Annotated in this window: 14 protein-coding genes; 4 read left to right on the top strand and 10 right to left on the bottom strand. The window is 34.2% G+C overall.

What is annotated here, in order from left to right; genetic code table 11:
- Window positions 1-10 precede the first annotated feature (10 nt).
- Window positions 11-1,417, top strand: coding sequence for a SusD/RagB family nutrient-binding outer membrane lipoprotein (locus QO200_RS02390; protein WP_371535868.1), 1,407 nt, complete (start codon window positions 11-13; stop codon window positions 1,415-1,417).
- 16 nt (window positions 1,418-1,433) lie between these two features.
- Window positions 1,434-2,516, top strand: coding sequence for a sulfatase-like hydrolase/transferase (locus tag QO200_RS02385; RefSeq protein WP_371535866.1), 1,083 nt, complete (start codon window positions 1,434-1,436; stop codon window positions 2,514-2,516).
- 74 nt (window positions 2,517-2,590) lie between these two features.
- Here the strand turns inward: QO200_RS02385 and rlmN are convergent, their stop codons facing one another.
- Window positions 2,591-3,634, bottom strand: coding sequence for a 23S rRNA (adenine(2503)-C(2))-methyltransferase RlmN (rlmN, locus tag QO200_RS02380; protein ID WP_371535864.1), 1,044 nt, complete (start codon window positions 3,632-3,634; stop codon window positions 2,591-2,593).
- Between the two features lie 81 nt (window positions 3,635-3,715).
- Here rlmN and QO200_RS02375 point away from each other — a divergent pair, with 81 nt between their 5' ends.
- Complete coding sequence (locus tag QO200_RS02375; protein ID WP_371535863.1) at window positions 3,716-4,357, top strand: O-methyltransferase; 642 nt, start codon at window positions 3,716-3,718, stop codon at window positions 4,355-4,357.
- A 160-nt stretch (window positions 4,358-4,517) separates the two neighbouring features.
- Here the strand turns inward: QO200_RS02375 and QO200_RS02370 are convergent, their stop codons facing one another.
- The 9 genes from QO200_RS02370 to QO200_RS02330 all read right to left on the bottom strand — a co-directional run bounded on the left by QO200_RS02370 (window position 4,518) and on the right by QO200_RS02330 (window position 12,096).
- Complete coding sequence (locus QO200_RS02370; protein ID WP_371535861.1) at window positions 4,518-5,081, bottom strand: phosphatase PAP2 family protein; 564 nt, start codon at window positions 5,079-5,081, stop codon at window positions 4,518-4,520.
- Window positions 5,081-5,407: a twin-arginine translocase TatA/TatE family subunit gene (locus QO200_RS02365; RefSeq protein WP_371535860.1), complete on the bottom strand. Its 327-nt coding sequence runs from the start codon at window positions 5,405-5,407 to the stop codon at window positions 5,081-5,083. Before QO200_RS02365 ends, QO200_RS02370 begins: the two co-directional genes overlap by 1 nt.
- Window positions 5,408-5,514: 107 nt before the next feature.
- Window positions 5,515-7,755, bottom strand: a complete 2,241-nt coding sequence (locus QO200_RS02360; RefSeq protein WP_371535858.1) for a M1 family metallopeptidase — start codon at window positions 7,753-7,755, stop codon at window positions 5,515-5,517.
- A 64-nt stretch (window positions 7,756-7,819) separates the two neighbouring features.
- The gene (locus tag QO200_RS02355) at window positions 7,820-8,323 is read right to left on the bottom strand and encodes a DUF6702 family protein (RefSeq protein ID WP_371535855.1); all 504 of its coding nucleotides are present in this window, start codon (window positions 8,321-8,323) and stop codon (window positions 7,820-7,822) included.
- Window positions 8,320-8,988 (bottom strand): hypothetical protein, encoded by a 669-nt coding sequence (locus QO200_RS02350; protein WP_371535852.1) that lies wholly within the window; start codon window positions 8,986-8,988, stop codon window positions 8,320-8,322. Before QO200_RS02350 ends, QO200_RS02355 begins: the two co-directional genes overlap by 4 nt.
- Window positions 8,989-9,126: 138 nt before the next feature.
- Window positions 9,127-9,870, bottom strand: coding sequence for a hypothetical protein (locus QO200_RS02345; protein ID WP_371535849.1), 744 nt, complete (start codon window positions 9,868-9,870; stop codon window positions 9,127-9,129).
- Window positions 9,860-10,588 carry a hypothetical protein gene (locus QO200_RS02340; protein WP_371535846.1) on the bottom strand — a complete coding sequence of 243 codons (729 nt, stop codon included), beginning with the start codon at window positions 10,586-10,588 and terminating at the stop codon, window positions 9,860-9,862. Before QO200_RS02340 ends, QO200_RS02345 begins: the two co-directional genes overlap by 11 nt.
- Complete coding sequence (locus QO200_RS02335; RefSeq protein WP_371535843.1) at window positions 10,575-11,342, bottom strand: hypothetical protein; 768 nt, start codon at window positions 11,340-11,342, stop codon at window positions 10,575-10,577. Before QO200_RS02335 ends, QO200_RS02340 begins: the two co-directional genes overlap by 14 nt.
- Entirely contained in the window at window positions 11,329-12,096 is a 768-nt protein-coding gene (locus QO200_RS02330; RefSeq protein WP_371535841.1) for a carboxypeptidase-like regulatory domain-containing protein, read from the bottom strand. The genes QO200_RS02335 and QO200_RS02330 overlap by 14 nt, the downstream gene beginning before the upstream one ends.
- Window positions 12,097-12,257: 161 nt before the next feature.
- Between QO200_RS02330 and pepE the strand changes: the two genes are divergently transcribed.
- A complete protein-coding gene (gene pepE / locus QO200_RS02325) occupies window positions 12,258-12,965 on the top strand; it encodes a dipeptidase PepE (protein WP_371535838.1) in 708 nt (235 codons plus the stop codon).
- Window positions 12,966-12,999 lie beyond the last annotated feature (34 nt).

Genomic DNA, 12,999 nt, shown 5'->3' with positions numbered 1-12,999 from the left:
AAAAAATATCATGAAAAAATTAATATTATTATTACTCTTAAGCGGTCTAAGTATTTCTTGTACCGACGGATTTGAAGAAATCAACACCAATAAAAATCAACCAACAGCTTCGCAACCCAAGCAATTGCTACCAAATGTTATTTTTAATTTAGCGAACAGCAACGTAAATAATTCGTTCAATTTTGGTGATATTCTTGCTCAATATGGCGGTAACTACGAGTATAACGAATTAGACGTTTACAACTGGGGCGCTGACAATCGTTTTTGGGGAATGTACAAATGGCTTAACGATATTTACGATATTAAAAAACAAGCAATCGCGTTAAACGACAAAAACTACGAAGCGATTAGTCTTGTTCTTGAAACGTACACGATGAGCGTTATCACTGATTCCTATGGTTCTGCACCTTATCTTGAAGCCTCCAAAGGAGAAGAGGGGATTTTGAAGCCAAAATACGATTCACAAGAAGCTATTTATACACAATTATTATTAAATTTAGATCATGCCAATGCAATCATTGATACTAAAACAAAGGTAGAAGGCGACTTATTGTTTGGCGGAGATATGCTAAAATGGAAAAAATTTGCCAATTCACTTCATTTAAGACTTTTGATGCGTATTTCTAATAAAATAAACGTGAGTGCCAAACTAAACGAAATCATTACTAAGCCTTTTCAATATCCTCTATTTGCATCTAATGCTGATAATGCTACTTATTTTTATTCAGGAAGTTATCCTAATATTTCTCCTATGAGTGATGGAATCAATAGATTATATGGTTATAATATTGTTATTCCTACCACGAATTTGGTAAACACATTGTTTGCAAATAATGACCCAAGACTTGACGAATGGATTGATCCAATTGTAGGAACTACAAATCAGTTGGGACTTCATCCAGGGCTTACTTTAGACCAAATTGGGGAACCAACAAAATACTCTAGAAGAGCTGAAGATTATTTTTATAATAAAACAAAAATATCTTCAATATTTATGACTTATAGTGAATTGAACTTCCTATTAGCCGAAGCAAGCCAACGCAATTTGATTACAACTGGATCGGCCAAAACGTATTATGAAACTGCAGTAGCAGCTTCGTTCAAACAATGGAATGTGATTATACCCACAGATTATTTGACTACAACGGCTCGATACAGCGCTACAACCGAAGTATTGTATACCCAAAAATGGTTAGCTCTATACCATACTGGAGTAGAATCATGGTTTGACTGGAAAAGGACTGGAAAACCTAGTTTTATTAAAGCGGGTCCTGGAGCAAAAAATAATGGTAAAGTTCCAAGACGCATTATGTATCCAAGCTTAGAACAGTCTGTAAATGCCGAAAACAACAGTGAGGCTTTACAAAAAATGGGTGGCGATGATATCAATGCAAAAGTATGGTGGGATAATTTTTAATTTAAAAAAAATAAACATGAAAAAAATAGTTACAATTCTAATACTTTTTACTGCAGTATTTGCACAAGCTCAGCAAGCCGAAAACATAATCATTATTACCACAGATGGCTTTAGATGGCAAGAGGCCTTCAAGGGAATGGATGAATCACTAGCTAGAGATAAAAAGTTTAATCAAAATGACAGCAGCTATATCTATAAAAAATACTGGGCTGAAAACGTGAACGAACGTAGAGAAAAACTAATGCCTTTTATGTGGTCTGTCTTAGCTAAAAAAGGCCAAATTTACGGTAACAGAACCTTAGGAAACAAGGTTAACAATGCCAATCCATATTGGTTTAGCTATCCTGGATATAGTGAAATCATGACTGGATATGCAGATACTTTGATCAACTCTAATCAATATCCTGAAAATCCAAACACTACCGTTTTAGAATATTTAAACCAGCAAACAAAGCTAAAAGGAAAAGTGACTGCTTTCGGTGCTTGGTATGTATTTGACAATATTTTAAACGAGAAAAGAGCAGGCTTTTCAGTAACATCAGCATTTGATAAAGTGGGAGGCACAAACCCAAACGAAAAACAAAAACTGATTAATGCTATGATGGCAGATTCATTTAAGCCGTTTCACGAAGAAGAATGTCTGGATGTTTTTACACATTATGGAGCTCTTGAAGAATTGAAAACCAATAAACCCAGAGTACTGTATATTTCCTATGGCGAAACGGACGAATGGGCACACGCTGGATTTTATCGTTCTTATTTAGATGCCGCACATCAAGTAGATGCCTGGATTAAAGAGATTTGGGATTTTGTTCAAAACGATCCACAGTATAAAGACAAAACGGCTTTAGTTTTTACTACTGATCACGGTCGTGGAGACAAAGTAAAAGCAGAATGGACCAGTCATGGAAATAAATTTGAAGGCTCTTCTGAGATATGGTTTGCGGCTATGGGACCAAAAATTGAAGCTAAGGGAGAAATGAAAAACGAAAATCAGTTGTACCAAAATCAATTTGCACAAACAATGGCAAAAATAATGGGATATACCTTTAAAGCTAATCATCCAGTTGCCCAAGAAATAACTGGAGTAGTAAAATAGCAACTTTTTGACTACAAGAAAAAAGGGTTTGACAAATAATTGTCAAACCCTTTTTCTATGTCTTCTAATTTAAACTACACTTGTTTATTAGCTAGTTGCCCACAAGCCGCATCGATATCTTTACCACGACTTCGTCTCACTTTCACTACAATTCCGCTTGCTTCTAACGCTTTTATATAAGCATTTGTAGCTTCCTCTGAGGCTTGTTGGAATTCACCATCATCAATAGGGTTATACTCTATTAGGTTCACTTTACAAGGAACGTACTTACAGAATTTCACTAAGGCATCAATAGACTCTTTATTGTCATTGATATCCTTCCAAACTACATATTCATATGAAATTTTGCTTTTGGTTTTTCTATACCAATATTCCAATGATTCCCTTAAATCAGCCAAAGGGAAATTTTTGCTGAAAGGCATGATTTTAGAACGGATCTCATCAATAGCAGAATGCAGTGATACCGCTAATTTGACTTTCACATCATCATCCGCTAATTTTTTTATCATTTTTGGAACTCCTGAAGTCGAAACCATGATTCGTTTTGGAGACATCCCTAAACCTTCTGATGAAGTAATCATTTCGATTGCTTTCATCATGTTGTTATAATTCATCAACGGCTCGCCCATACCCATGAAAACAATATTTGACAAAGGGTGATTGTAATACAAACGACTCTCTTTATCTATCGCCAATACCTGATCATAAATCTCTCCTGGCTCTAAATTTCTCATCCTTTTTAATCGTGCCGTAGCACAAAAATTACAATCTAAACTACAACCCACCTGACTGGAAACGCAGGCCGTTGTTCTGGTATTAGTAGGGATTAAAACAGATTCCACCACTAAACCATCATGCAAACGAACTGCATTCTTTATGGTTCCGTCGTCAGAACGTTGAATGGTATCCACTTTAATATGATTGATGACAAAATTACTTTCTAACATGGCACGTGTTTCCTTAGAAATATTAGTCATATCCTCAAAACTGTGAGCGCCCTTGCTCCATAGCCATTCGTATACTTGATTGCCACGAAAAGCTTTGTCCCCATGGGTAACAAAAAATTCACGTAATAATTCTTTAGATACGGCTCGTATGTCTTTTTTCTCAATTTGCATGCTGCAAATTTAATGACTATTTCTTGATTTGTTGTTTTGATAATTTAATAACTTTGCAGCAAATTGAAAAAACCAGCACAAATGCACTTCATTTCCCAAGAGTTAGAAGATTATATCGAGCAACACTCTGAAAAAGAGCCTCAATTATTAGCCGCTCTAAATAAAGAAACCTATCAGAAAATTTTATTGCCACGTATGTTAAGCGGGCATTTTCAAGGACGCGTTTTGAGTATGTTAGCTAAATTGATTCGGCCAGTGAATATTCTCGAAATAGGAACTTATACCGGTTATTCTGCTTTGTGTTTGTGCGAGGGAATGCAAGAAAGCGGCACGCTTCATACGATTGACATCAAAGAAGAATTGGTCGATTTCCAAAGAAAGCATTTTGACAAATCGCCTTGGGGAAAACAAATTGTGCAACACCTAGGAGAAGCAGTGGATATTATACCTACACTGGATGTAAAATTTGATTTAGTATTCATTGACGCCGATAAAGAAAACTACATTAACTATTTCAATATCATTTTGCCAAAAATGAACAAAGGAGGAATTATCCTTTCTGATAATGTACTATGGAGTGGAAAAGTGCTAGAAGAGATACACCCGAACGACGTGAGTACCAAAATACTGGTAGAATATAATGCATTATTAAAAAACGATCCAAGGGTTGAAACCGTTTTATTGCCTATTAGAGATGGCTTGACGGTAAGTAGAGTACTGTAGCTTTTTATTTTTAGCCCAGATGGAAATACAAATCCTTGTGGATGAAAATGAATTTTTTCTAAACAAAAAAGAGAGACCAACGGAAGCTCTTTTATTGTTATTGAAAAAACCATTTTTCAGTCATAAGATTGAAATGAACAGCTGGAACTGCTACTGAAAACTATAGTGGAAAATACTTTTTTTGAACTGCTTGATATATTTTAAAAACTGAATATCCTGAAAATATCCCGAACAAATACCCAGATAAAATATCTAGTGGATAATGCAAGCCTAAATAGATTCTACTGTAAGCGAAGATTAGAGGCCATAAGAATAACAAAAAGCCATATTTGTAACGGTGAAGCAAAACGCTGTATATAAGAACAGAAACCGCCATACTATTTGCAGCGTGGCCTGAGAAAAAACTAAAGGAGCTGCGGCTTTGAACAACTCGTATTATTGTATTGATTTCTGGGTTACTACAAGGACGCAACCTTTGAAATCCATTTTTAAACAAGTTTGTCATCTGGTCCGTAAATGCAATTAAAACGGCTATAGCCAAAATAAAATACAAAGTTTGCTTTGCCCCCAATTTTTTATAAATAAAAAATAATAGAACAAGAAAAAAGGGAGTCCAATAGAGTTGTTGGGTAATTATTAGCCAAAGGCCATCATAACTTTGTGAACCTAAACCATTCAAATAAATGAGCAATTCAGTATCTAAAGACAAAATTTTATCGAGCATTATTTACTGCGTTTTACAGGTCCAGTAATCTCTTCTATATCTTCCTTAACTTTATTAGCCTGAGTAATTGAATCGCCCATCAGGTCATTCTTAACTTTATCAATCTGAGTATTAAAGTTACCCGTCAAATCTGATAAGGATTTTGAATCAAGACCATTAGCCTCAACACCTTTTTGAATTTCACTTTTTATGTCGTTAGTCGCATGTTTTAATTGCGCCATAGCCTTACCCATAGTTCGTGCCATTTCAGGCACTTTATCTGAACCAAAAAGCATTAGAACGATAAACAATATAAAAACTAACTCTCCTCCTCCTATACCAAACATAATTATTAATTTTAATTGTTGCAAAGATACCAAATTTAGAATCCCTGCCTTTTAAATTTTTCATAAAAAAAAGACTCAAAATTGAGTCTTTTTTTTATGCTTATTCCTTAGTCAAATTTACTTTTCACTGTTTCTTTTGGCCAAGTGTTATTAGTAACATCAATATCGGCTGTTTCTAATTTAGGGTCAATCTGAATTTTTTTGATTGCTTTCTCAGTAGCATATACTTTTTTAGCACTCTCATTATTCTTTCTCCAAATTTGAGCTGGATATTTATAGTTCTCAATTGTACCATCCTCGTATGTAATCTCAACTAGTATAGGCATAATCATTCCGCCTGGTTTATTGAACTCTACTTCATAAAAGTATTTTGGGGATTTAAGACTTCCTTTTTCTTCAGCAGTAAGAGTACTTACATAATCTGAAAGTAATTTCACATCTTCTATTTTTAGTGCTTTCTTTTGATTTGATTTTAACTCTGCATTGTTCTCTGCAACTAAATATACAAACGGCCCTTTATCTACACCAAAACGACCTTTTCTTACCTTCGCGTCTTTTAATTCCTTTGTAGGAGTTTCAGAAACATAATATTGCTTTACTTCTTTGATACCAATATCAACAAAATCAGTAGAGTAAAACCACCCTCTAAAGAACCAATCCAAATCAACGGCAGAAGCATCTTCCATTGTTCTAAAGAAATCTTCTGGAGTAGGATGTTTAAATTTCCAACGGTTTGCATACACTTTAAAAGCATAATCAAACAACTCTCTACCCATAATCGTTTCTCTAAGAATATTTAGTCCTGTCGCAGGTTTTCCGTACGCATTATTACCAAATTGAATTATAGTTTCTGAATTTGACATAATAGGTTCCAAGAAGTTTTGATCTCCACTCATATAAGGCACAATGTTTTTTGCAGGACCACGTCTTGAAGGAAAGTTAGTTCCCAATTCCTGCTCTGCCATGAATTCCATAAAAGAGTTTAATCCTTCATCCATCCATGTCCATTGACGCTCATCTGAATTCACAATCATTGGGAAAAAGTTATGTCCCACTTCGTGGATTACAACACCCATCATCCCGTTTTTAATTTGGTCACTAGTCACTCCATTTTCATCAGGACGACCAAAATTCCAACAAATCATTGGGTATTCCATTCCTTGATCTTCGGCAGAAACTGAAACTGCTTTTGGATAAGGATAATCAAAAGTATGCGAAGAATAACTTTTTAAAGTATGCGCTACTGTTATTGTTGACGTTTCTCCCCAAAGCGGATTTGCTTCTTTAGGATAAATAGAAACTGCCATTGTTGTTTTAGTACTTAATTGAACAGCCATGGCATCAAGAATAAATTTTCTAGAAGTCGCTATTCCAAAATCTCTCACGTTTTTAGCGCTAAATTTCCAAGTTTTCTTCTTGTCAGAAAACCCTTTTTCAGCTGCTTCAGCTTCTGCCTGAGTAACAATTACTACAGGTTTATCAAATGTTTTTTGAGCTAACTCATATCTTTTTACTTGAGCGGGTGTAAACACTTCGCTTCTATTCATCAACTCTCCTGTCGCCTCCATAACGTGGTCAGCAGGAACGGTTATATTGACATCAAAGTCTCCAAATGGGACAGCAAATTCACCACTTCCCCAAAACTGCATGTTTTGCCAACCTTCAACATCATTGTAAACTGCCATTCTAGGATAGAATTGTGCAATTACATACAATCTATTTCCTTCTTTTTCGAATAACTCATATCCGGAACGACCACCTTCTTTTTGGTAATTATTGATGTTGTACCACCATTTTACAGAAAATGAAACTGAAGTTCCAGGCTTCAATGGGGAAGCTAAGTCAATTCTCATCATGGTATGATTGATAGTATAAGTCATAGGAGCGCCTTTAGCATCCTTAACATATTCAATATTAAAACCACGTTCTAAATCTTTCTTTAAAAATTTATCAGTAAAACCAGAAGCCGGGAATGTTTGTGTTATTCTTTCACTTTCGGCTAAAGGAGACTCAGAATCTTGAGCCTGTTGATTTTGATCTAATTGCACCCATAAATAATCTAGATTATCTGGTGAATTATTATAGTAAGTAACTGTTTCAGATCCGCTTAATTTAGCATTTTTATCATCTAGCTCGATGTCAATTTTATAATCTGCTTGTTGTTGATAATATGCTGGACCTGGAGCACCAGCAGCGTTACGAAACATATTAGGTGTTGCTAATAAATCGTACATCTGACTGAACTTATTAGTATCGTACTTACCTGATTGCTTTGGAGTTACCGTTGTTGCTTTTTCTTGAGCAAATAACATTGCCGGAAGAATAAAAAATAATGTGATTTTTTTCATGGATAGAATTCGAATTATTTAAGTGCGTGAAAATACAGTTTTTTACCAAATAACAGTTATTTTATCAGAATTTTAACATTCGTTTAGTCGAAGAAGCGGTAAAAAGAAAACTCTGTTTTGTGCCCAAAACAGTGAAGTGGGCGATGTTTTGCTGCTCTGAATCCCAGTCAACTAAAATAGCATTGTAAACTTCTAAGGATTTCAATTTAGAAACGTCCTTTATACTTGAATAACAGATAAGGACATCACCTTCTAACTCTTTACTTAAGAAATTAATGGCCCTAGATTGTCCGTTGACTTTTATTGTAAAGTGCTCCGATAAATATTTTTTGAGTAAAACCAGATCTTCAGGAGACTCTTTGTCGGTGCCTAAATAAAGCTTCTTATTGTATTTTTTTTCTAAGGCTTTGTTAAAGTCATCCACAAAAATTCTGGAGGTAATTTGAAGCATTTCCTTGTCAGGCGCATAATTAACTTGATATACTGCGACATAAAATTTATGAAATTCAAAAGAAGTTAAGCTCAGGAACAAGATTCCGAAAAAGAGATATAATATTGTTTTTTTCATATTGCAAAAATAGCAATTCTTTTGTACTCTTCATTTTTTGATATCACAAAATCAATCAAGCTAAATTTATTTTCAGCAGCCAAAAATCGTTTTGCTTTGACATCGTTCTCGCAAAAAATTAGAAACAACCCTATTTCATCTTCTTTTAGCCGTAAGGATTTAGTAAAAAAGGGGAGACTAACCGTTTTGAAAGCTGCTTCTTGAAAATTTTCGTAGTAGTTTAGTTTTCCCTTTGAATCTTTCCGTTTAGCAAATAGATCCCCAATCATCCTTCCTACCTTGATAAAATTAAATCCATTCTCAATTCCGTAGAATGGAGTTGTACTATTTTTAGCGGTAGATTGCGCGTCATCAAAATAAGGCTTGTCAATTATTTCTTGTTTACTCCCTAAATAAGGCACCCTCGTTTTAGGAACAAGCACTTCTTTTAGCTGATTTGTAAAAGTGTCTAATTTGACTATCAATAAAGACTTTTTTAAATCTTCATCTTTAAGAACTAATTTTATTGACTTAAAGGCTAAACTTGAAACGAGCAGCGTATCATTCTCTTCTACCAGAATATCAAAGTAGCCTTCAACACTTATGGAGGTTTCCATTTTTGCAGTTACATTAAATACATATCCGCTATCTACATGTAGAGAATCATTCAATACTTGGGCATGCATCAGCGTTCTACTTGCGGTTTGCCCTAAAGACAACTAAAAAACCAAACACATCAGTAAAACTGCTATTTTCATTTTGACTCAAAATAAAATGATAATAATTCTATTTACAGCACCAGATAAGTAATTGTATCGAAAAAACTAAAAGGTTGTGATTTTTTTATACTCTTTATTTTTTGTGATTAGAAAATCCATAAGTTGGAATTCATCACTAGGCTGCATTAACGTTCTTGACTTTGGATCGTTCTCACAAAAAACAAGAAACAGTTTTATCTCATCATCTTTTAAACTCAAGGTATTGGCAAAAAAAGAATAATTAACTTTTTTCAGAACTAGCTCAGAGAAGCTCGTGTCTTTATAAAAATCGGTTGTTTCGGGGTTGTTTTTTCTTAATATTTTAACAACATCTTTGTATATCCTTACAAAGTCTGTTCCATACAAGATACTTCCATCCCTTGGCATTGCAGTATTTTTTAATGCAGACTTCTCATCACCAAAATACATCAAATCGACATATTTCTGAGAGCCACCAGAAACTGGATTAAGTTCCTTTTTTGCTAATATCAACACTTCCTTTAATTCATTTGTAAACACATCTAGTGTCACCACAAATTGAGGATCTATAAATTCTCGTTCTGACAGTACAATTTTTTTAGATTTAAATGTCAAACTTGAGAAAACTAGTGTGTCATTAACTTTAGCATTAATATCAAAAAAACCATATTGATTAACAATTGCTCCCGTTTTTGAGTTAACATTAAAAACAATTACGTTTTCAACTGGCGCCAAGACGTTTCTAACCTGACCTTTCAATTCTTTTCTAGATTCTATTTGGCCAAAACAAAGCTGACAAAATAATGATAATAGTAAAATTTTAATTTTCATTTGCTATAGTTTTATTGTATTTCTTGGCTAAGGTAATAATCAAAAATTGAGACAATGTTTTATTTCTTGAATTCAAGGACGCAACTAAATCAGTGTCCTCGACACAGTAATACTGGAATCCCCGGATGTACTCTTGAGGGATATTCAATGTTTCTGTATAATATTCCGGTAAAAAAAGATAGTCTAACCTGACTAACATTTGTTCTTTATACTCAACCGCTACTTCTTTTTTAAGCATGGCTTTTCTTCCTGAAATAGAATTTAAAAGTCCATCAATCCCACCACCAGAAGTAGCTGTATATAGTTTCCTTTCGGCAGCAGTGTATTTCTTTTGTCCAAAAGGAATAATTCCTAAATTTTCTGCAGTTATCTGAGTACTTTGGTTGATGACTACCTCCTTCAGCTCAACACTTTGAGCAGTCATTTGAATCGAAAGAACATTAGCCAACAAATCTTGTTTATTAACCACTTTACGTAAAGTTACAAGATTTACAGCAGAAAAAACTAAAATGTCCCCTTCTTTTACAAAAAGAAAAAATACCCCCTCTTTATCAGAAGCCGTTGACTTATTTGTCATTAGATTTACAACATTCACTCCTTCGACAAGAACCGTATCAAAACTTACTTTTCCTTGCATTCTTTTAGAATCTACACTTTGCCCCAAAACAACTTGAGAAAGTAAAATTACAAACAAAATAAAAGTGTTATTCGTTTTCACAGGCAATGACTTCAATATATTTCACAGCTAATTCCGCTAATAATAGTTTGATAATTGGTTCCTTCTTGTCTTTTAAAGCCAATACAAATTCTTCATTTTCTACAACATAATATTTAAAACCTCCCACGTACTCAGATGGGATCTTTAAATCATCCACAAAATAGTTTTCTTGAAAAAGAACATCTAAATATTTTAAGTTCAACTCTTTCCTCTCTAAAACCACTTCTTTTTTAAGCCGTTTAGTTCTTCCATTTATTTTATTAATCAATGGATCTAAAGGCATTGATCCACCAATTAATCCCAACAGCATTATAGGCTTAAAATCACCCGCTGTCCTTAACTTCCTTTCTGCGGGTGTATATGTTTTTTTGTTTTTAGAAACAATTCCCAAAGATACCTCGTTAATATTTGAGTTTTTATTTATTATTACCTCCTTCAATTGATTGTTTTTTTGAACCATTTTAATCTCCAAAATAAAATTTCCAAAATCTTCTTCAGCAACTACTTTACGAAGCGTCTCCAAGTTTATAGATGAAAAAACTAAAATATCACCTTGTTTTACAAAAAGAAAAAACAACCCCTCTTTATCAGAAGTCGTCGACTTCTTTGTCATTAGATTTACAACATTCACACCTTCGACAAGAACGGAATCAAAACTTATTTTTCCCTGAATTCTTTTAGAATCTACACTTTGCCCCAAAACAACTTGAGGAAGTAAAACTACAAACAAAATAAAAGTGTTATTTATTTTCACGGGCAATTATTTCTTTATATTTTATTGCGAGCTCTCCTAACAAAAACTCCGTTGTAGTTACATTCTTTTCATTTAAAATCTTTGTGAATTTATCGTTGTCAACAGCATAATACTGAAATCCTTTAACGTAGTCTGCAGGAATCTTCAACTTATCTACAAAATGACTTCTATCAAACATCGCATCTAATTCTCTCAGGTATAATTCTTTCTTCTCTACTTTAAGTTCCTTTTTTAGCATCGCTGTTCTACCACTGAGGAAATTAATCAAAGGATCTGCAGATATAGATCCACCAGCCATTGAACCCGCAGTAGCAGAAGCATTTAACCCCGTTGCTGTTTTTAATTTTCTTTCTGCAGCGGTGTATGATTTTTGATTTCCCGGAATAATTCCTAAAGAAACTGCATTAATATTATTATAACGCCGAATCACAACCTCATTTAACTGATTCATGATTGGTTCCATTTTTACAAAAACCAATCCTTTTTCAAAATTGTTTAAAGTTAAAACAATTCTTCTACTTTTATACTGCACTGACGAAAACAACAAAGTATCCCCCACTACTCCATCTATCTCAAAATAGCCTTCTCCATCAGTTATCACCGCTTTTTCGGTGGTTAAATTAATAACATATACTCCGTCAACGTTAAACCCATCATCATTCACTCTTCCTTTTACTACAGCAGAAACGGGTCCCTGTGCAAAAGCCGCCGTAGTTAGAAACATTACAAAAAGAAGCCTAAACTCAACCATCATACTTATTTATATCACCAAATTAATGTCAAGTTGTAAATGTATCCTAATCTGTTCCAAATTAATTACTAAGAACTTGGTAAATAAAAGTTAATAAAAAATCAAAAATACAGAAATAAGAAACCCGATTTTATACCTTTAGGGCTACTAAAACAATACGAAAAATGAAAAACATTATCATTGCAAGCACATCCACAGTACACGGAACCGACTACTTAGAATACCTCTTACCTGAGTTAAAAATCCATTTTAAACATTGTAAAACGGTACTTTTTATTCCTTACGCAAGGCCTAGTGGTATTTCGCATGAAGAATACACGGCAAAGGCCGCTTTGGCTTTCGCCAAAATAAATATAGCGATAAAAGGAATTCATGAATTTGATGACGCTGTATCCGCCGTCGAAAAGGCAGAAGGGATTTTTACTGGAGGAGGAAATACCTTTGTATTAGTGACCCAATTATACAAAAACAACATTATAATTGCTCTTGCAGAAGCGGTAAAAAAAGGAACACCATATCTAGGAACTAGTGCAGGAAGTGTTATTTGCGGTCTAAGTATGCAAACGACTAATGACATGCCTATTGTGTATCCTCCAAGCTTTAAAACCTTAGGATTAATTCCCTTCGATTTAAATGCACATTATTTAGATGCAGACTTGCAATCAAAACACATGGGCGAAACACGCGAAACCAGAATAAAAGAGTTTCACGCCTATAATACTATTCCTGTTTTAGGTTTACGCGAAGGAAGCTGGCTGAAAGTAGACGGTGATACAATAATACTAAAAGGAGAGTTATCTGCCAGACTTTTCAAACAAAATCATTCAGCTGAAGAACTTGAAACTGGAACCGACATCAGTTATATCAAATAAAAAAAGCCGAAACAATTAAGTTTCGGCTTTGAAG

This window comes from Flavobacterium sp. Arc3 (genome assembly GCF_041431375.1).
GTDB lineage: Bacteria > Bacteroidota > Bacteroidia > Flavobacteriales > Flavobacteriaceae > Flavobacterium.
This window is presented reverse-complemented; position numbering and strand designations above follow the sequence as displayed.

What these genes read in the sequence shown, in the direction of transcription:
- QO200_RS02370 (WP_371535861.1), bottom strand. Translation starts at nt 5,081, where the DNA reads ATGCTCGATAAAATTTTGTCTTTAGATACTGAATTGCTCATTTATTTG.
- QO200_RS02330 (WP_371535841.1), bottom strand. Translation starts at nt 12,096, where the DNA reads ATGATGGTTGAGTTTAGGCTTCTTTTTGTAATGTTTCTAACTACGGCG.
- QO200_RS02350 (WP_371535852.1), bottom strand. Translation starts at nt 8,988, where the DNA reads ATGCATGCCCAAGTATTGAATGATTCTCTACATGTAGATAGCGGATAT.
- QO200_RS02345 (WP_371535849.1), bottom strand. Translation starts at nt 9,870, where the DNA reads ATGAAAATTAAAATTTTACTATTATCATTATTTTGTCAGCTTTGTTTT.
- pepE (WP_371535838.1), top strand. Translation starts at nt 12,258, where the DNA reads ATGAAAAACATTATCATTGCAAGCACATCCACAGTACACGGAACCGAC.
- QO200_RS02375 (WP_371535863.1), top strand. Translation starts at nt 3,716, where the DNA reads ATGCACTTCATTTCCCAAGAGTTAGAAGATTATATCGAGCAACACTCT.
- rlmN (WP_371535864.1), bottom strand. Translation starts at nt 3,634, where the DNA reads ATGCAAATTGAGAAAAAAGACATACGAGCCGTATCTAAAGAATTATTA.
- QO200_RS02390 (WP_371535868.1), top strand. Translation starts at nt 11, where the DNA reads ATGAAAAAATTAATATTATTATTACTCTTAAGCGGTCTAAGTATTTCT.
- QO200_RS02365 (WP_371535860.1), bottom strand. Translation starts at nt 5,407, where the DNA reads ATGTTTGGTATAGGAGGAGGAGAGTTAGTTTTTATATTGTTTATCGTT.
- QO200_RS02385 (WP_371535866.1), top strand. Translation starts at nt 1,434, where the DNA reads ATGAAAAAAATAGTTACAATTCTAATACTTTTTACTGCAGTATTTGCA.
- QO200_RS02360 (WP_371535858.1), bottom strand. Translation starts at nt 7,755, where the DNA reads ATGAAAAAAATCACATTATTTTTTATTCTTCCGGCAATGTTATTTGCT.
- QO200_RS02355 (WP_371535855.1), bottom strand. Translation starts at nt 8,323, where the DNA reads ATGAAAAAAACAATATTATATCTCTTTTTCGGAATCTTGTTCCTGAGC.